The 16,921-nt window shown below is 50.2% G+C and carries 20 protein-coding genes; 11 read left to right on the top strand and 9 right to left on the bottom strand.

The annotated features are described in order from the left end of the window. Nucleotides 1-92 precede the first annotated feature (92 nt). From V9K95_RS07620 to V9K95_RS07600, 5 genes are all read left to right on the top strand, one after another. Complete coding sequence (locus V9K95_RS07620; RefSeq protein ID WP_336440267.1) at nucleotides 93-419, top strand: hypothetical protein; 327 nt, start codon at nucleotides 93-95, stop codon at nucleotides 417-419. Nucleotides 420-500: 81 nt separating this feature from the next. Beyond that, entirely contained in the window at nucleotides 501-1,403 is a 903-nt protein-coding gene (locus V9K95_RS07615; RefSeq protein ID WP_336440268.1) for a hypothetical protein, read from the top strand. A gap of 2 nt (nucleotides 1,404-1,405) precedes the next feature. Then, nucleotides 1,406-1,579 (top strand): hypothetical protein, encoded by a 174-nt coding sequence (locus V9K95_RS07610; protein ID WP_336440269.1) that lies wholly within the window; start codon nucleotides 1,406-1,408, stop codon nucleotides 1,577-1,579. Nucleotides 1,580-1,800: 221 nt separating this feature from the next. After that, entirely contained in the window at nucleotides 1,801-2,256 is a 456-nt protein-coding gene (locus V9K95_RS07605) for a hypothetical protein (RefSeq protein ID WP_336440270.1), read from the top strand. A gap of 7 nt (nucleotides 2,257-2,263) precedes the next feature. After that, nucleotides 2,264-3,142, top strand: a complete 879-nt coding sequence (locus tag V9K95_RS07600) for a hypothetical protein (protein ID WP_336440271.1) — start codon at nucleotides 2,264-2,266, stop codon at nucleotides 3,140-3,142. A gap of 78 nt (nucleotides 3,143-3,220) precedes the next feature. Here the strand turns inward: V9K95_RS07600 and V9K95_RS07595 are convergent, their stop codons facing one another. The 3 genes from V9K95_RS07595 to V9K95_RS07585 all read right to left on the bottom strand — a co-directional run bounded on the left by V9K95_RS07595 (nucleotide 3,221) and on the right by V9K95_RS07585 (nucleotide 5,516). After that, nucleotides 3,221-3,481 carry a hypothetical protein gene (locus tag V9K95_RS07595; protein ID WP_336440272.1) on the bottom strand — a complete coding sequence of 87 codons (261 nt, stop codon included), beginning with the start codon at nucleotides 3,479-3,481 and terminating at the stop codon, nucleotides 3,221-3,223. A 754-nt stretch (nucleotides 3,482-4,235) separates the two neighbouring features. After that, complete coding sequence (locus V9K95_RS07590; protein WP_336440274.1) at nucleotides 4,236-4,877, bottom strand: hypothetical protein; 642 nt, start codon at nucleotides 4,875-4,877, stop codon at nucleotides 4,236-4,238. Nucleotides 4,878-4,973: 96 nt separating this feature from the next. Further along, nucleotides 4,974-5,516: a hypothetical protein gene (locus V9K95_RS07585; protein ID WP_336440275.1), complete on the bottom strand. Its 543-nt coding sequence runs from the start codon at nucleotides 5,514-5,516 to the stop codon at nucleotides 4,974-4,976. A 500-nt stretch (nucleotides 5,517-6,016) separates the two neighbouring features. Here V9K95_RS07585 and V9K95_RS07580 point away from each other — a divergent pair, with 500 nt between their 5' ends. Continuing rightward, on the top strand, nucleotides 6,017-6,325 hold the full coding sequence (locus tag V9K95_RS07580; RefSeq protein WP_336440276.1) for a MarR family transcriptional regulator: 309 nt from the start codon (nucleotides 6,017-6,019) through the stop codon (nucleotides 6,323-6,325). 53 nt (nucleotides 6,326-6,378) lie between these two features. On the opposite strand, the gene V9K95_RS07575 is transcribed toward V9K95_RS07580, so the two are convergent. Beyond that, nucleotides 6,379-7,047, bottom strand: coding sequence for a hypothetical protein (locus tag V9K95_RS07575; protein ID WP_336440277.1), 669 nt, complete (start codon nucleotides 7,045-7,047; stop codon nucleotides 6,379-6,381). A 189-nt stretch (nucleotides 7,048-7,236) separates the two neighbouring features. On the opposite strand from V9K95_RS07575, the gene V9K95_RS07570 reads away from it, so the two are divergent. From V9K95_RS07570 to V9K95_RS07550, 5 genes are all read left to right on the top strand, one after another. Beyond that, nucleotides 7,237-7,458 carry a hypothetical protein gene (locus tag V9K95_RS07570; protein ID WP_336440278.1) on the top strand — a complete coding sequence of 74 codons (222 nt, stop codon included), beginning with the start codon at nucleotides 7,237-7,239 and terminating at the stop codon, nucleotides 7,456-7,458. Nucleotides 7,459-7,559: 101 nt separating this feature from the next. Beyond that, nucleotides 7,560-7,814, top strand: a complete 255-nt coding sequence (locus tag V9K95_RS07565; protein ID WP_336440279.1) for a hypothetical protein — start codon at nucleotides 7,560-7,562, stop codon at nucleotides 7,812-7,814. A gap of 57 nt (nucleotides 7,815-7,871) precedes the next feature. After that, nucleotides 7,872-8,438, top strand: coding sequence for a hypothetical protein (locus tag V9K95_RS07560; protein WP_336440280.1), 567 nt, complete (start codon nucleotides 7,872-7,874; stop codon nucleotides 8,436-8,438). A gap of 133 nt (nucleotides 8,439-8,571) precedes the next feature. Further along, nucleotides 8,572-9,507 carry a DNA methyltransferase gene (locus tag V9K95_RS07555; protein ID WP_336440281.1) on the top strand — a complete coding sequence of 312 codons (936 nt, stop codon included), beginning with the start codon at nucleotides 8,572-8,574 and terminating at the stop codon, nucleotides 9,505-9,507. 35 nt (nucleotides 9,508-9,542) lie between these two features. Beyond that, nucleotides 9,543-10,277 (top strand): DNA-methyltransferase, encoded by a 735-nt coding sequence (locus V9K95_RS07550; RefSeq protein WP_336440282.1) that lies wholly within the window; start codon nucleotides 9,543-9,545, stop codon nucleotides 10,275-10,277. Here V9K95_RS07550 and V9K95_RS07545 read toward each other — a convergent pair. The 5 genes from V9K95_RS07545 to V9K95_RS07525 form a co-directional block, all read right to left on the bottom strand. Further along, entirely contained in the window at nucleotides 10,274-11,539 is a 1,266-nt protein-coding gene (locus V9K95_RS07545) for a hypothetical protein (RefSeq protein ID WP_336440283.1), read from the bottom strand. The genes V9K95_RS07550 and V9K95_RS07545 overlap by 4 nt on opposite strands. Before the next feature lie 385 nt (nucleotides 11,540-11,924). Continuing rightward, nucleotides 11,925-13,931: an aldo/keto reductase gene (locus tag V9K95_RS07540; protein ID WP_336440284.1), complete on the bottom strand. Its 2,007-nt coding sequence runs from the start codon at nucleotides 13,929-13,931 to the stop codon at nucleotides 11,925-11,927. A gap of 145 nt (nucleotides 13,932-14,076) precedes the next feature. Further along, nucleotides 14,077-15,165: an ABC transporter ATP-binding protein gene (locus tag V9K95_RS07535; protein WP_336440285.1), complete on the bottom strand. Its 1,089-nt coding sequence runs from the start codon at nucleotides 15,163-15,165 to the stop codon at nucleotides 14,077-14,079. A 14-nt stretch (nucleotides 15,166-15,179) separates the two neighbouring features. Then, nucleotides 15,180-16,016 (bottom strand): carbohydrate ABC transporter permease, encoded by an 837-nt coding sequence (locus V9K95_RS07530; RefSeq protein ID WP_336440286.1) that lies wholly within the window; start codon nucleotides 16,014-16,016, stop codon nucleotides 15,180-15,182. Beyond that, nucleotides 16,013-16,873 carry a carbohydrate ABC transporter permease gene (locus V9K95_RS07525; protein ID WP_336440287.1) on the bottom strand — a complete coding sequence of 287 codons (861 nt, stop codon included), beginning with the start codon at nucleotides 16,871-16,873 and terminating at the stop codon, nucleotides 16,013-16,015. Before V9K95_RS07525 ends, V9K95_RS07530 begins: the two co-directional genes overlap by 4 nt. Nucleotides 16,874-16,921 lie beyond the last annotated feature (48 nt).

The raw sequence follows: 16,921 nt of genomic DNA, 5'->3' as shown, positions 1-16,921 counted from the left end.
ATCTTTTGATTACGCGAAACTTCATGCAAGGAGCGCTTCATTTACCGTACTTGTCTGTGAGATTGCGCAGCGCAGCGAAGGGATCGTAAATAATGGACACTGATTACGATCACAGGGCGGGATCAACGCCCTATACCTGCGCCGATCTCGTGGCGATATTAGATGCGGCGACCAACCTTGTCTCAATGTTAAAAACGGCGATAGGCGAGCAAGAGCTGGATACAACTTGGCCCATAGTGGATGCCGACTATTCAGATCGGAATGTTTGGGCCACGCCGCAGGAGATTGCCCCCACGGAAAGCGTCAGCGTATGGACCATTTATCGGCTTTGCAAATCGCCGAGCCAGCGGTTTGCTGTGTTGATCGGGGATGGAAGATGGCAAATCCATCGGGAACGCTTCGCCAAACGAAACCGATAGCGTCTGCTCTTTTTGCTCTTTTCGCAAAGAGCTTTATCACACCGCGCCAGCTACGCTGCCCTCTCTGAACGGAGGCTGCCTATGTTTGATTTTCCTCAAAGTGCGCTTGAAATGCTGCCCGCTAAAAGCCGCGAGAAATTTGTTCTTCTGCTGGAAGAACGCCGAGCGAGCTACGGCGGGCTGCGTTTGTTGCTGGATCAGAAAGCGGAGACCCGTCAGCGACTGCTTAGGGCGCAGGCACATTCGTCAGCAAAAATTGCGGAATTCGGATCGCAGCTGCGCCAGGATGAAATCGATCGCTTGCAGGCTCCTGCAAAGAAGGTTGAGGCTGAGCTGAAAGGCCTGGAGGCGCCTGAGGCGAGGGCAACGGCAATTTGGGAGGCTACCGCCTACGTGGTGGCCCTTGGAGAATGGCTCAAGGATCGGCTTCACGATCGGACCGTTTTCCGCGATATCACCCCGCCATCCATTAATATAAAGGGGGATGCGCTTCACATTGTGAATGAGCTTCGACAGAAAGTTTCCGAAGTTAATATCGCTTTCTCTGCTGTCAAGAACGCACCATACCCACTACCGGAAATAAATTCTCGGATCGCAGAAGCTGTCGATCGTATTGCTGAGGTGGGAACGCCACGCATCCATACCACCAAGGCCTTTGGATCACCTGTTGATCTCGAAGAGAAGCTGAGGATCAAGCTTCACGGCAGCGAAAACTTCCTCGGCGATGCCGGTGCTTCGTTCTTCGTGTGGATCATGCGCGATGAGATCATCGAACGTTTAACCTCGCTTGCCAAGACCGCAGACTTTTCGGGTGCAAAATCGGATGCCCAGCGTGCCGACGAAATGGAAAAACTCCTCCTTGAAAAACTTGAGCTTGAGCGACTTGAGGAGGCGGCAATCGTTGCCGCCTCTGCGATTGGTCAGCGCATCGATCGCCGACGGGATGCCGATCCTCGCGCTGTCCTTGAGATTGAGGAGGCGTGAGAATGTTGCGTTTTCCTCCCCTGATCACAGACCGCGCCCTGAATAAGTCGCTTCCGCTTTCCCCGGCGAAAGCTGAAACTATTCTTGCAGTTCCTAGAGCCGTTTCTCCTTCCGTCTCCCAAGGAACTGACGAGAGCGGCGCGGAGGCAAATGCCTCCGCGCCACCCAAGGAATAAGTGAGGAGCAAGACAACCGAAATTCCTCGTCAAACAGTCGCCGGGCCTTTGACGATCGCGGCGCTTCGCCGGAATTAAGCGGCGGCAAAGGCAAGTGCTGCACCCACAATCACTCAGCTTTGCTGAAAGTAGCCAAGCACAATCAACGATCTGCATGAAAATTAATGTTAGACCCGGGCGTCGAATGCTATCATATTCCCCTTTGGGGATTGGGGGATTAAGTGCAAATCATTGGACCGGAACGTTACGCGCTGACTTATACGCCTAAAGATTTCGCCATACTGTGCAGCAATGGCACCTCCCAATTCTCAGGCATCGCTATCTCTACAATGCCAAAGCTTTACATTGCCAGCATTGCAGGAAAACCAGTGTATGTTGGCATCACGAAACAGCGATTGCAAAAGCGTCTCAGATTTGGCTGGAAGGCTGCCGGTAAAGGTGGTTACCACGGATACAAGTGGCGCGACTTCGACGGAGTAGCTGACCTTCATGTCTGGGGCCATACTGACGCGTTGGAGCGCGACGTTCGTGATATTGAAACCGTCGAAGCGGAGGTAGTGTATCTCATTCGAAAAAAAGGACAGTGGCCAGAATTCCAAACGGAGATACATTTCTACAAATCGAGCGCGGTTCATCGTCAAGTCGCTGCCGACATTATGGCTCACTACAACGCCTAGGACCAAAATGCGCAATATCTACCCAAAACTGAGCTTTGAATGCAGCCGATGCGAAAACTATATTGAGTTCGTGGACTTCGAATTGCCTGGATATGATATCTCGGCAGAAGTTCATTCTGAAGGACAGGGACTGGAAGAAGTCGAAGTTGAATGTGACGTTTGCAGGAAGATATACATTGTTCAAATAACTAACATGCTTGGCCAGTACGGTGCTGAAATCGATGAAGCACTGAATATTGATGTGCACCTTGATGTTCCAGACGAACCTACTGAGTTTGATTATACCGAATTCCTGAAATCCTACGTCCCAACCGAACCGGAGAAGCGGTACTTTCACTCTCAGCAGTTAATCGATGAAATGTTGCGATCGGCAGGCGGGCTTACAACGTATCCCATGTTTCATCGCATGCTGCTTCTGCAGTATGTCGCGATTATGGAAGCTTATCTAGCCGACCGTTTAATAACTTTGGTAACAGACGTAGAACAGGTGCGGATTTCTCTCATCCAAAAATATGCTAGCTTGGGAAAACAAAGTTACCCCTTGCAAGCGTTGGCAAGTATGCCATCGCTGATTGTAGATCGGACCGTGACATTTTTAAAAAGCCAGCTGTACCATGATCTTGATGTAGTAGACGGTCTTTACGAAAGTGGCTTAGGTCAGTCTCCCTTTCCCAATGATGAAACCAAAGCGTTTCTAAAAGAGGCGATGATTAATCGCCACCATTGTGTCCACAGGGACGGAAAAGATAACGACGGCAACAGCGTTCACGTTGACGCCGAGTATGTCGATAAAGTCAGGCAAAGCATTCGGGCTCTTGTTACTAACATAGAAGCTAAGTACCGGACCGAAATATCTTTAGTGAAGCCATCCGACCCATTTTCGTAGGTCAAACGATTTGACAGCTTTTAGAAGCTCACTCTCAAAGCTTTGGCGTTTATGCTGTCTGTGCCGCAGGTAACAAAGTCACCATACCACCGCAAGGTCGTCATCATATCGGACGCCTTGCATCGCTGCGGCCATGTTGTGGTTTGGGAGAATTTTCGTGACACCCTTCTTGTGTACCTCATAGCCTGGAAACGGATCATCGATTACTTCTTCAAAGAAACCGCGATGGGGCGTAGTAAGATATTCGGTGATTTCGACTAAAAACAAATGCACGGCTTCATAATCTGCGACAACTGCCCTAGGTGTATTGATGGTCTCAAGGTGCTCAAAAATCTTCAAAATATTGTCGCCACCATCAACGAAGAGAGGCCGCTTTCCTTCAAAATAAACGGTTTCGATCTGCTCTCTGATCGGATCGATGTTGCCATGGATTCTGTCGCATCAGTGATCGCACCATGGATCTCAGCGCAAAGTTGAGCGAGCGTTATAAATTTATTTTGGAACACGACAAACTTCTCAAAAGACCGCGTCATGTCAGACTTGGCTCTACCAACTCGCCCGAAATCTTTCTTAAGTCCGACGATAATGTTCTTCCAATTCTGATCAGTTATGCTTTCTGCAATCATAAAATGTATTTCGCGAGACGTGCCTTGAATGTAAACGTCAACGTCGTCTGCCTTCAGGTTAAAGTCCCAGTGTATCCAGTTGTCGCTATCATCACGTCGTAGGAAGTTCTGAAATCCATTTGGGATGCCGAACCTAGCGCGGAGATAAGCGTAAACGTCCAGTGGCCGAAGCTGCGTCCTCACAACAAGGTGGCCACTGAGAGAGGAGCTCTTCTTTACCCCTTTCTCCCTTGAGGAAGGAGAGCATCTCTTGAGGCGATGCTTTTCTCCAAGAAACGACATCCACTGCTTTTGCCACCGCATACCTCCCTACAGCACCGCTAAAGTGTTTGAATTAGTTCCTATTTTGGACAAGCAGGCTGATTGATCCCTCGTTAGCGAAAATACAAATGCCGCAGACCACAGATTAAATGAGTATAGGTAGCTTGCGGTCTAAGCCATGAAATCGCGCCTCCACGTTGCGTTCGTCACTTCAAGTAGCTGTCTAGCTCGTCTGCCGCTGTCAGGGCCTTTTCCTGCAAAGCCTTCGCTTGGGCCTGGACGCCGCGAAACATGAACTCGGGCGTACCAAATAGCTCTTGTTGAGCCGCCGGTGCATTGTGGAAGTTATTGTGGGATTGGATCAACTTCGCCATCCTTTCAAGGTGAACGCATATATCCATTGGTAAGGAGGCCCGGTGAAATTCCAAAATCTGCATGGGATTTGCATCGATGAACGGCCTATTCTGATTGGAATATATGCCGATCGAGGAAATATCTTGTGCCGTTAACTTCTGAACAAAAACAGATAGGCGGATGCATTCTGTCAGCGCGGAAAGTTCTTTCCGCATTGCAAATCGTTTGTCAGAAACAGCTTGATCCCGTTGCAGCGAGATTTGCTCTCGGATCTTCTCAACGCTGAGCCAAGCTATTCCAATTGCGCCGACACCTGCGATAAATGTTTGATATCTGTTGAACGCATGCTCGGTCCAGCGCGCCCACGATATATCGGCTGGCTTGATGAGAACTAAATGCGTGAGCGCTGCGCCAGCAAATACGCCTATTACGATCACTGCTGCAATGTAGACGAAACCTCTGCTTCGCGGCCTAAGCCAAGTATTTTCCAACATACTGCCCTTGTAACCGCCTGTTAAAAAAGCGCTATGCCAAAAACGTTGTCTATTTCTTTCTTTGCAACCCGTAATTCAATCCGGGTTGCTGCGTAGTTACCGCAGCATTTCTTCAAAATCCTGTAGTTCCCTTTTAACCTGCTCACGCAGAATGCTCGCATTTTGCTGGATCATTTCCCAATAGTTTTTACGAGAAAACGCCGCGGCAGTTTCGGTGCCAGCGTCGTTGTAGAGATCAATCGCCTTCAATACCAGTTTGACACAGCGCTGCACGCGAATTGAAAGATGATCGGCTTTTTGGGATAGAATGTCCGGCAGTGAGGTGCTTACGTTCGGTGCACTGGAAAAGAACATTTTTTTAACTTCAAGTGTGAGCAATTCTGAAGCGAAGGCAATTTCCCTTAGCGCATCCATTTTCTCATGCAGCATGAACTTTTTATCGGATACATATTGCTTCCTCTGAATTGCCATTTGCCCCAGAATAAGCCCTGCGGCCATCAAGCCTGTAATCATAGTCTGGTATCTGTAGATGCCATGCTCGATCCAGCGCGACCACGACAGGCTGACCGGCTTGATTGCAACGAAGTGGTAGGTCGCGAGCAAAACCGCAACATACACAACACTGGTCACGATAAACATATAGACAAAAGGTGCACGTTTCACTTGAACGCTTTCAGTACTTCCGGAATATTGATCGGCTTATTTTGATGGCTTTCCGCCATTCTGCATACTCCACCGGCTTGGCATCATCGTAGATTGTGGTGCCATTTCTATTGGTGCACATCTCGCCTGAAGCGGTCTTTTGAGGCTGATTACTGGTGACGACTGTTCCGATGCACTTCATATTAGCCCCCCCTTTCTTCATATCTACTTTAAGATTATGAATTGAGGAATAACAATCCCATTACTTCACCGACACGCTTACGGTTTAGGTACCTTTCCAGCGCCCTCTAAGGCGCGGAGCCGCTGCCCCCCGATCTTTGAATGTATTTCAATTTATGCAAATCTCAGTTGGGTTGTGTTTCGGAAATTGTTTAGTTCAACGAAATCAAGTATTTTGCTTTTCAATGGCGGCTTCGAAGCCCGTTTGGCACATCGCATTCCCCTCTTTTGAACAAGGCTCGAAATTGGCTGCAAGTTTGAACTGGAAGGTCCGCTGGCTTGAGCGCGCTCGGCGCGATCCGCGCATGCCGCCGTCAGCTTTCAGGCTCGCTCATGGCATCGCTGCGGCTGCAAGCCGGGATGGTGTGGTGAACCTTCAAGTTGATCAGATTGCCGCTCGTTGCGCCATTTCGAAACCAACGATCCGCTTGGCGCTGGATAGGCTTGCGGCGCTTCGATACATCGACTTCCGCAGCTATTCCGCATCAGAACCGTTCTCAATCGAGATGGTCGCCTGTCAGCCCTACGTCCCTTGCCCGGCGAAATCGCATAGCAGCAACCATTAGATCGCGTGCGATACCACTATTGAGCCGCTGATGGCACATTGCGACCGCGCTTATCAATCAAACGCGCGCAGACTTTCAGCATAGACACCCAAGCTGGTGCCACGCCCGATGACAACGATGCGGCTACCGGGAGTGACCCTCTGCCTGAAGTCGTCTGAGATACCGCAAACTTTGTTGAAAACGAATGGTAGTCCTTGAAATACAACCGGTGAGCGACATCGTCTGGAGCCGTAATCATTTGCCCGTTCTACGGTAAACGGAAGTTCGACCTGATGGCCCACGATCATAGCAAAGATCATTGGAATGGCGACAACTACCAGGTCCTTTCCCAAGGCGTAACCGAAGATCGGAGCTCCCAAGATGGCCACCTTTCTCTTCATACCACTTGTCGAGGCATCGGGTGGGGCCTTCAACACAATCCAAATCATGAGTGCCGCAGAGGCTAGCCCAGCGAAAACACCGGCCAAGCCACTCATCGAAGTCCATTTCGTCGATGGGACGAAGTTATAGAACGTCGTTACGAAAATCGGAAGGCAACCGAGCAAAAACCAAATCCCGATTACAGCCCCGACCAATCTGGAAAGCGGCGTTTTTACTTTTGAATGATCGCTCATCAGCAACATACCGCACTTCGGTTGGGTTCCGGTCGAAGCGTTATTACACATTAGAGTTACCATCAAGGTAACAGTAGCAAGCTCATCGCTCGGCACTTTTTGGTCCAACCCGATGTCCGGATAGCATTAAAACTGTCCGGAAAATTTATTTAAAATTTTTCGAGTTTTGAGTTGCTCCACCGCGATTGCTCCGGCAACGTGGAGCAGCAGCATGAGATTGGCCGGTCATAAGACGATCCGGCTTTGCCAGTTGGTGAGAGTGATAATGCTCCGTGGCAACCGACAGAGGCAACAACCATGCAAATATTCACGATGAACGATGAAGTCAGATCGCAGGTATCCGCATTCCTTAGCGGCCAGATGGCAGAAATCTTGGATGAGAGAACTGTCGATCTGACCTGCGAGGGATCAATCAAGGGAGCGCTGGCATCGGCCAACTTCGGCGAGTATATCGTCGATCGTTTGTGGCAGGCCGCTCGCGATCGGGCGGACTGGCTGAACGCAGAACTTGTTCTGTAGGACATGCGCCTGGCATTCACCCGGCGTATGGTGTTTCGAGGTTTGCAACACTTCGCTGCTCGTCCCAACACACGGCGTTTCATTATCGAAAGGAGTTTGAAATGCCTAAGAAAAAAGAACCAACTCCGGGTTTGCACCCGCTACTACTGAACCTTGCGCGCGCATTGGGGCAGGCCGATGCTCGCAGGGATAACATCGCGGATGAACTTGGTGAGCCGCTTCCAAGCGAGAAAACGCGCGATGAACCGCCAAGCGAGCAATTGCCTAAGAAAACCAAGCGGCGCGGCGGCAAGGAGGTCCCACTGACCATCAAGTGGTCTTTCGCTGATCCGAAAAACACGCCTGAAAAGGACTAGTTGCAACGGCGGGAGGAACCGCTAACTCGGTTGACCACCGAAAAGGAGGTCAACCGGATGCCGAAGAAACAACTGAAACGAGATCACCCCGCCGACATCGCCGCCCGCAATCAGGTCAAAGCCGCAATGAGCTTTAGCGTCCATCTTCGTCGCGGCCCGGACTTCAAGATCAATGAGCCTGCCGCGACCCTTGCCGAAGCGATCACGATCGCCGATCGCCTGTCCAAGGAACACGCCAACAAAACCCCGCTGATCTATGCGATCACGCAGGAGAATTTCACCATTCTTGTCCCGAAGGATATGATTGCTGCCGCCAGAGATAACCGCACAGCGTCGTCAGCAAAGCAAACGCCGATCATCCCTGCCAATGCGTCCAAGCACACTGTCGGGCAGCGTGCAGCAATCTTGGCTGATGCTGAAAAGGGCATTTTGCCGCCCGTTCCAGATTTCAGGGCCCCCACTCACGCCCGCTTTCGTAAAAAACTTGAGGAAGTGGTCAGGCTAGTCGAAGCGCGTGACATAGAAACTTTGCGGAAGCTTGTGATAAAGCCAACATCTACATCACCAAGGGCAATAGCCAAGTACATTGAGTTGGCAATCCTGGCACTTGCTTCGCAGAAATAATCCTCGGATAAACTGAGAGGATCGCCGATAGCCGTATATAGCGGGTTCCGATGCCTAGCAAATCAGTGTAGTTACCGAATACCACGCATGTAGCTGGAAATTGACTTCTGAGAAACGCAAGATCGGTTCAACAATGTACAAAAAACGCCCAACTGAACCCGAATACGCTGATTTGGATGTGAATGTTGTTCTCGATGCAATTTCTGAAGATGCAAGCACTGAACCGTTGCGAAGTGTCGACCCCCGTAACCAGTTGAACGATCTAACCTCAAAAGAGTGGGTTGTGGAAACGGTCTCCGTTTGGAACCAGCGCGGGCTGGGAGCAGGACACCCAGATGCCAAAATAGAACGTGAGCATCCTGCGCCGTTTTCGTTCACGGATGTTGGACGACTTGTGCGGTTTTTTACAAAAAGAGGAAATACCGTACTGGACCCATTCGTAGGTGTGGGATCGACCTTGAAGGCGTGCGCAATCGATGGACGTAAGGGAATAGGCATTGAGCTCAACCCGCAATTTGCTCGCCTTGCGGAAAAAAGGCTCCAGCAGGAGGTAGTAGGTGAAGCTAAGCTCGCAGAGCAATTGATTTATGAGGGCGACGCGAGAGACATCCTAAAAACCATTGGAGATGCGAGCGTCGATTTCGTCGTGACGAGCCCACCTTACTGGTCCATTCTAAAAAAAGAGGACCATAAAGTTCGCCAAGGTCGGACAGAAAATGGTTTGGCAAAGGACTATGGCGAAGATCCAAGAGATCTGGCAAATATTGAAAGCTATGATGATTTCCTAGCCGTTCTCGCAGATATACTTTCTGATTGCGAGCGGGTTCTTAGGCCAGGGAAATACATGGCTGTTGTTGTTAGCGACTTTAGAGATAAATCAAAGTACATAATGTTTCATGCCGACTTGGCTAACCGTTTGCAATCTCGAAATCTGGAGATGAGAGGCCTGAAAGTACTGTTTCAGAGGCACAAAAAGATATTCCCATACGGGTACCCTTACTCCTATGTCCCGAATATTCATAACCAATACATTCTTATACTCCAAAAACCGAAGAGCCCGACGAAGTGAATTCTTTTATACGGAACATGGACTGCATAACGGGTATGGCTGGACTTGATGGGCAGCAGTTCAATCTAATAGTCGCTGATCCGCCGTACAATCTAAGCAAAGACTTTGGTGAGTGGAAAGAAATCGATAGGCGAGAGGAGTGGCATTCTTGGACCAAACTCTGGCTTCAAGAAGCTTATAGGCTTTTATCGCCGACGGGAAATATTTTTGTTTATGGCATCCACCATCATTTATGCTGGGTGCAATGCATGATGTATGAAATCGGCTTCAGTTATAGAAGGCAGATTATTTGGAATTATGAAAATGGCTTTGCAGGATATGGCAAACGCTCGTTGGCTGCTCACTACGAGCCACTTTTGTGGTTCTCAAAAACAAATGATTACATTTACCATCCCATTCGCGAGCCTTACAAAAGCCAAGAACGCTTAAAACACAAGATCACGAAGAATGGAAAGACCTGGGAGCCTAATCCAGAGGGCAGATTAGCGGGGGACGTATGGGCGTTTCCGACGTTGGCAGGTCGGCGCTTTCGAGACGAAAAAGTGGATCATCCCACGCAGAAACCATTATCGATATCGAGACGGATAGTAAGGCATTTCTCCAATGAAGGCGACGCCGTTTTAGTTCCTTTTGTGGGCAGTGGCAGTGAATGTGTAGCTGCAAAAATGGAAAACCGACAATACGTCGGTTTTGAGCTCAACAGTGACTACATTGATATTGCGAAAGCGAGATTAGAGAACACCGAAGTGATCAAAGCTTTTGCCGATTAACTCTTCATCCAAGCCCCGTCGGAAAGTTGCGTTTCTTTGCCCGCTGGATCGACCAGTATCCATTCATCAGCATGGGATGGGTAAGCCGCAAAAACCCCCTGAATATTCAAAAAATTGCAAATTTCGGTGATGGGCTTCTGAGAGAACGCTACGATCAATATTAAGTTCTTTTTTTTATCCTCAGGCAAATCAAAATGTCTGTATGCTTGTATCTGGCCAAGTGCTCTCTCCGCCTGTTTCCGTTCATCGGAGGGGCTGCCATCAAGAGTTTTCATCTCAACGAGTATGCTGTGTTTCTTTCGTTGCCCAAAGCAATCGAATGGGTGCTCTGATAGGGTGAACCCAAGGGCTTCAAACTTATTGGCCATCGATTTCACGGCTCGTTGGTGAATGACGTGCCGTCGCTGCCTCAGGGCTATAGCAGCGGCCAAATCAAACTTCTTGCTTCCTGCCGTATTTTGGAATGCAGGTTCCGACGCAATTGTTTTTGCATCAACATCTCTTGATCGTCTGTTCGACGAATTTGAAGTTGTGGCGCCTGCATTGACATTAGTTTCGATCGCGACTTCATCTTCAGAAACATCAACGCGCTCGGAAATCCAAGCTTGATTTTGCCTCTTCTCCAGATCTCCAACTTGCTGAGCAATGCTGGGTAGTATTTTGATAGCGTTCGCTGCTGAAGCTGACGATATATTTAAACTTGCTAGGATATCTTCAAATGGGCTGGTTGATAGGTCGAGAATTCGCTTATATTCTGCGCTGCCATCGTTCCTTGCCTCAAGAGCAAGCAAGAGCTTTTTGACTGCAATTCCTGGTCGATCTTGCACCAATCTCATCATAATACGGTACGGATGGCTTACATTTCCGGCATCGTTCAATTCGATCCCAGAAACGCCCTCACGCCAGAGCTGTTTGTAAACAAGTGGATTATCACTTTTTAAAAGCTCAACGCCGTTAGCAGTAATTTGATAAGCTCCAGTCGCTGCTGATTGCTCCAAGAACTTTGCTAAGACTAGAAACCTGCGCATTTCACGAGCGGCGGTGTGGTAGCCCCTATTAGAAACCGGCTTCAGTTTTTCGTTCTTTAGTCGTTCTGCTAATGTGCCATCCCCTGCGATATTGTGGACGTTGCCAAATACCAACGCCTCCCCAAAAACCGCATCATCTCCTAATTGGCCGCCCGATTTTATAACCTTTTCAGCGACGCGAAGCGCATCAGTTAGCCTGTCGATTTGACTATATTGATGTGGAAAATTTTTCATGACCCATTGCCCCCATTAGGAATGGCAATCTGTCATGCGTTTGTTAAGATTATACTTCTGGACGATCGCGCGTCGTTGCAGACTGTTCATAGAAAATAAGGTATTATTCTTGGTATCGGTCAAGGTAAGCCGCATTAATACTAATTTAAAACAATAACTTGGTAAAAAAATTTGACGCCTCTTCTGGGCACCAATTCTCTTTTCACACAGGTCCCATGACCTGTTGGAAACACTCAAAAAGCCCGGTTTTCTCTGGGCTTTTTTGTTACCTGCTGATGTCTTAACCGAGTTTGGACGATTGATCCGCAACAGGGTTGCTTGTTGTCATGCGTCAGCTCGGCCGGACGGCAATCAACTACCATCCGGCCGAGGTACCCGATAAACACTATCCTTCAAGCCATTTAACCTCTTCCGGCGTCAATTCTATATTGAGCGCCGACAGGCTGTCTTCGAGTTCATCGAGATTGCGGGGTCCGATCAATGGGATAACTGGAAAGGGTTGTGCAAGCACATAGGCGAGCGCGATGTGGATAGGGCTGCGACCAAGCTTTTTGGCTAGCTCATATGCCCTTTCACGTCGGTCGAAATTCTTTTCAGAATACCACACCCGCACAAGCTCTTCGTCATCACGCTTGTCGCGCCCTGCCCGCTCTGTGAAAAAGCCGCGTCCCTGGCTGGACCAGGCGAAATTGGGAATCTGCGTGGCATCAAGCCAATTTTTCCATGTATCATCCGATGCTGCTACACAACCATCCCATATCGGCACAAGCATTTCAGCGAGGGAAAAATTATTGGACAATGCCGCTGGCGCTGTCTTGCCGTTCTTTTCGGCATAGGCAATGGCTTCGTTCATTCGCTCGCGGGTCCAGTTCGAACCGCCAAAAGGTCCGCGAATACGGCCTGCTTTTACCTCTGCATCCATCGCATCGACAAATTCTCCAACCGGGATATCGGTATTGTCGCGATGCATGAAATAGATGTCGACATGATCTGTTTTGAGCCGGTCAAGCGAACGGGATAATTGCTTGCCGATCATGTCTGGATAGCAGAGTGGAGAATGTGCACCTTTTCCTATCACGACAATCTCTTGCCGTGGAATGCCTCGACTGGTGTGCCAGTCACCCAGAATCTCTTCAGTCTTGCCATTGGCATAAATATAGGCCGTATCGAAAAGATTTCCCCCGGCTGCGTAATAGGCATCAAGGGTTAGGGAGCCTGCCGCAAAGTTTGGGAAGAACTCGAAACCGAGCGCGACAGCAGATAGAGGTTTTTCGAGGCCAGCTATGGTCCGGTTCGGTACAGTGTTGCCGGGCCTGAGCACATCACCAGAAATAGTTTTTGTGCGAGAAGTGGCTTTTTCGGCCGTATATTCGAGACCAATTGCCGCCCGCCACTGATCAAGCACCCGCAAATTGCCGATAGAATCAGCCCATTCCATACCCGGGGCAGCAAATTGTTGATGTCCCCCATGGATAGCATCGCTTACCGCATCAACTTCGAACGAATAAAGCCAGCGTTCCTCTTTTATCTCAATCGTTTCATGCGTCCCATCGGACTTGAACAATTCCAGCTTGCCAACACCACCCTTTTGACCAGAGGCATACCAGAAATCCTTGACCTCAATCCTGCCGCGCGAACCGATAATGCGAAGCGTATTGTCCTGCTCGGCCATAATGGAGCAGGAAAGTTCGGCGATCACGCCATTTGGAAACTTGAGAATGGCTGAAGCCCATTCATCGACGCCTGTCTCGCCAAGATGGCCTGTGCCGAATAGAACTTCAGGCTCAAGGAAATTCTTCCCTTCCATACTTCCTGCAATCAGGCGCGCCATAGAGACCGGATAACAACCAACATCAAGTATGCCGCCGCCAGCGGTAGCATTTGCAAAGAGGCGATGATCCGGTTGTACACGCCCCATATTGAACCCGAAACTTGACCGGATGATGCGAAGATCGCCAATGGCTCCTTCTTTGATAAGCTCTATCAATCTTCGGGTTTGTGGATGAAACCGGTACATAAACGCTTCGCCGGCAAACTTGCCTGCCTTTCGTGCCTCGTGGAAAATGGCTTCCGCCTCGAAGGCGCTCAAGCCTATGGGCTTTTCCACCAGCACATGCTTGCCCGCACGCAGAGCCTTAATCGCCCACTCCGCATGGCCGGTATGGGGCGTCGCGATGTAGATCGCATCTATGTCGGACTCATTCAACAGAGCCTCATAGCCGTGGACAATACGGGCGTTTGGGAAACGCTCCACAAGCAGAGGGTTGTCCGGGTTACGCGAACCTATGGCGATGAGTTGACCGGAGTGGGAATGGGCAATGCCATCGGCGAAGGTTCTGGCGATGCTGCCTGGGCCGATAATGCCCCAGCGGATCAGCTTTGTATCATTCATGATATGTCCTCCTTGGGACTTTTGACGGGTTTTGCCTTGGGAGTTGGCGCGGCTGGACTTAGATCGCCGGATTCTGACGGACGCAGAGTGGCGATCGTTGGTGCAACGGAATTTCCGAAATCGTGCCTAGGTTACGGACCGATTTTTAGCGGATTCTGTTGCCGGTATTGTCGAACAGGAAGACGTTGCTTGCCCTGACGGCGATCGTGAGAGTGTCGCGATTGCTTTCATTGCGGGATTCCTCGCGTTCGATGATGATTTGTTCGCCGCTGCTCACATTGGCGTAGACGTAGCTGGTATTGCCAAGATGTTCGGCGACATCGACCTTGATCGTCAGATCTGCATCGCCTTGGCCGGCTTTGAAAAAATGTTCAGGACGGATGCCAAGCGTCACTTTCTCGCCGATACGGGGTTCGAAATTTTCAACCGGCAGGGTGATTGGTACATTTCCCTGATTTGAGAGAGCGACAGTAATTGTTTGACCCTGCGCTTCGATGACCGCTCCGCTCATGAAATTCATCTTGGGCGAGCCGACAAAACCGGCCACAAACTGGTTGGCGGGATTGTCATAAAGATCGAGCGGCGCACCGATCTGCTCAATATTGCCACCCCGCAGCACGACGATCTTGTCAGCCAGCGTCATCGCTTCCGTTTGATCGTGGGTAACATAGATCATTGTCGCCCCAAGTTCCTTATGGAGTCGGGCAATCTCAACACGCATTTGTACCCTCAATTCCGCATCGAGGTTGGAGAGTGGCTCGTCGAACAGAAACACTTGCGGTTCGCGCACAATAGCCCGGCCAATGGCAACACGCTGACGCTGACCGCCGGAAAGTTGCCTTGGCCGCCGGTTCAACAACTCCTTGATCTGCAAAATGTCGGCAACACGCTGGACCCGGCGCTCGGTATCGTTCTTCGGGTTTCCCGTCATGCGCAATCCGAAGGCCAAATTCTCTTCGACCGTCATGTGCGGGTAGAGCGCATAGGATTGAAAGACCATGGCAATGCCGCGATCAGCAGGCCCCACATCATTGACGATTGTCCCGCCAATGTGGATTTCTCCGCCCGATATGGTTTCAAGCCCGGCGATCATGCGCAACAAGGTAGACTTGCCGCAACCGGACGGGCCGACGAAAACGACGAACTCGCCATCGGCCACGTCAAGGCTGGCATTGTGGATAATTTCATAAGTACCGAAACGTTTGACAACATTTTTGAGAGCAAGTTCAGCCATGCGGCGGTCTCCGATTATTTGATTGCGCCAGCGGCTATGCCGGCGATGAAGTGGCGCTGCAATAAAACGAAGATGACGAGAATTGGCGCGGTGAGCAGGACGGCGCCCGCCATGATACCGCCCCATGAAACCTTGGTAAGACCAATCAGGGTTCCAAGCGCCACCGGCGCTGTCATCATGTCCGGCCGTGAATTAATCAGCAAAGGCCAGAGATAATTGTTCCATGACGCAAGAAAGAGAATGATCGCAAGGGCGGCCATCGTCGGCCGTGCCAAAGGCAATGCGATGCGCAGGAAAATCTGCCATTCCTTGACGCCTTCAACACGGGCAGCGTCAAATAATTCTGCCGGCATCATCGAAAAGGACTGCCGCATGAAAAGAACGCCAAGCGAGTTGAACAGTGGCGGCACGATGAGCGCGGCCCATGTGTTCGCCATTTTGAACTCGCGCGCCACCATGATGAATTGGGGAATGACCACGACAAAATATGGCAATGTGATCGTGCCCAGAATGATGCCGACCACGACGGATTTTCCCAGAAAATGGTATCGGGCAAGCGCCCAACCGGCCATGGAAGTCAGTAGAACCGACAAGAGCGTGTAAATAAGCGCGACGCCGATAGAGATCATCAAGGCACGGATGAAATTCGTGTCCGCTTGCAGATTGCTCACATTCTCGAAAAAATGTGTTGAAGGCAGAAGTTCAATCCCAGGGCTAAAAATGCCGTAATCGGGCATCGTCGCGAAGATGAACATCATCCATAGCGGGAATAACCAGATAATGGCCAATGGAATAAGCAGCGCATGCAGCGACACGGAGCGAATAAAGGTGGATTTGGATTGTGATCTCATTTTGGTTCACGCCCCAGCCAGAGGTTTAAAAGTGAAATCACGATCGCCAGCCCTGCCATTGTGTAGGCAATGGCCGATGCATAACCAAAGTTCAGTGAAGCGAAGCCTTGCCTATACAGGAACAGGCCAAGCGTTTCAGTGCCCCCGCCTGGCCCACCTCTGTTGGTGATCAGGAACGGTTCAGTGAAAAGCTGCATGGAACCTATAATCGACAGAACCACGCAAAACAGAATCACGGGTCTGAGCAGGGGCAAGGTAATATAAATGAACTGCTTGAACTTGCTTACCCTGTCGAGCGTTGCTGCCTCATAAACATCTTCGGGGATCGATTGAAGACCGGAGAGAATGATGATGGCGTTGTATCCCGCCCAGCGCCAGGTCACGGCAATAATCAACAAGGCCATGGCAAAAGGAGCTTCGGCGAACCAGGATATGGAAGGGATGCCGATCTTGCTCAGCAGCTTGTTGATGATGCCGAAGTCAAGGTTGAACATAAGCCGGAAAACCGCTGCATAGGCGACCTCACCCACAACCACCGGCGCAAAGAAGGCAAAACGAAAAATGCCTCTGGCTTTCAAGAGCGGTGAATTGAGAAGAACCGCGATAACAGTTGCAAGCGTGATCATCACGGGTACCTGAATGACAAGGATGATCATCGTATTCTTCAGCGCATTGTAAAACGCCGGATCAGAAAACAGGCGCCCCCAGTTCATGCCGGGGTTGAAGACCCACGGATTTACGCGCGTGTTCTGAAATGACATCCAGAACGAACTGATAATCGGCCATATCCAGAAAATGGCAAAGATCAAGAGATAGGGCGCCAGGAACCCATAGGCGGCGCGGTTTCGCAGCTGCATCGTTTCTCCCCTTGGTGTGAATGCCAATCGACAGGCAACCGGACAGGC

The sequence above is a fragment of the Phyllobacterium sp. CCNWLW183 genome, assembly GCF_037203775.1.
Taxonomy (GTDB): domain Bacteria; phylum Pseudomonadota; class Alphaproteobacteria; order Rhizobiales; family Rhizobiaceae; genus Phyllobacterium; species Phyllobacterium ifriqiyense.
The sequence above is the reverse complement of the archived record's forward strand: the minus strand, read 5'-3'. Positions and strand labels throughout refer to the sequence as shown.

Coding starts and splice junctions, on each gene's coding strand:
- V9K95_RS07620 (WP_336440267.1), top strand. CDS start 93: ATGGACACTGATTACGATCACAGGGCGGGATCAACGCCCTATACCTGC.
- V9K95_RS07615 (WP_336440268.1), top strand. CDS start 501: ATGTTTGATTTTCCTCAAAGTGCGCTTGAAATGCTGCCCGCTAAAAGC.
- V9K95_RS07610 (WP_336440269.1), top strand. CDS start 1,406: ATGTTGCGTTTTCCTCCCCTGATCACAGACCGCGCCCTGAATAAGTCG.
- V9K95_RS07600 (WP_336440271.1), top strand. CDS start 2,264: ATGCGCAATATCTACCCAAAACTGAGCTTTGAATGCAGCCGATGCGAA.
- V9K95_RS07590 (WP_336440274.1), bottom strand. CDS start 4,877: ATGTTGGAAAATACTTGGCTTAGGCCGCGAAGCAGAGGTTTCGTCTAC.
- V9K95_RS07585 (WP_336440275.1), bottom strand. CDS start 5,516: ATGTTTATCGTGACCAGTGTTGTGTATGTTGCGGTTTTGCTCGCGACC.
- V9K95_RS07570 (WP_336440278.1), top strand. CDS start 7,237: ATGCAAATATTCACGATGAACGATGAAGTCAGATCGCAGGTATCCGCA.
- V9K95_RS07565 (WP_336440279.1), top strand. CDS start 7,560: ATGCCTAAGAAAAAAGAACCAACTCCGGGTTTGCACCCGCTACTACTG.
- V9K95_RS07560 (WP_336440280.1), top strand. CDS start 7,872: ATGCCGAAGAAACAACTGAAACGAGATCACCCCGCCGACATCGCCGCC.
- V9K95_RS07555 (WP_336440281.1), top strand. CDS start 8,572: ATGTACAAAAAACGCCCAACTGAACCCGAATACGCTGATTTGGATGTG.
- V9K95_RS07550 (WP_336440282.1), top strand. CDS start 9,543: ATGGCTGGACTTGATGGGCAGCAGTTCAATCTAATAGTCGCTGATCCG.
- V9K95_RS07545 (WP_336440283.1), bottom strand. CDS start 11,539: ATGAAAAATTTTCCACATCAATATAGTCAAATCGACAGGCTAACTGAT.
- V9K95_RS07540 (WP_336440284.1), bottom strand. CDS start 13,931: ATGAATGATACAAAGCTGATCCGCTGGGGCATTATCGGCCCAGGCAGC.
- V9K95_RS07535 (WP_336440285.1), bottom strand. CDS start 15,165: ATGGCTGAACTTGCTCTCAAAAATGTTGTCAAACGTTTCGGTACTTAT.
- V9K95_RS07530 (WP_336440286.1), bottom strand. CDS start 16,016: ATGAGATCACAATCCAAATCCACCTTTATTCGCTCCGTGTCGCTGCAT.
- V9K95_RS07525 (WP_336440287.1), bottom strand. CDS start 16,873: ATGCAGCTGCGAAACCGCGCCGCCTATGGGTTCCTGGCGCCCTATCTC.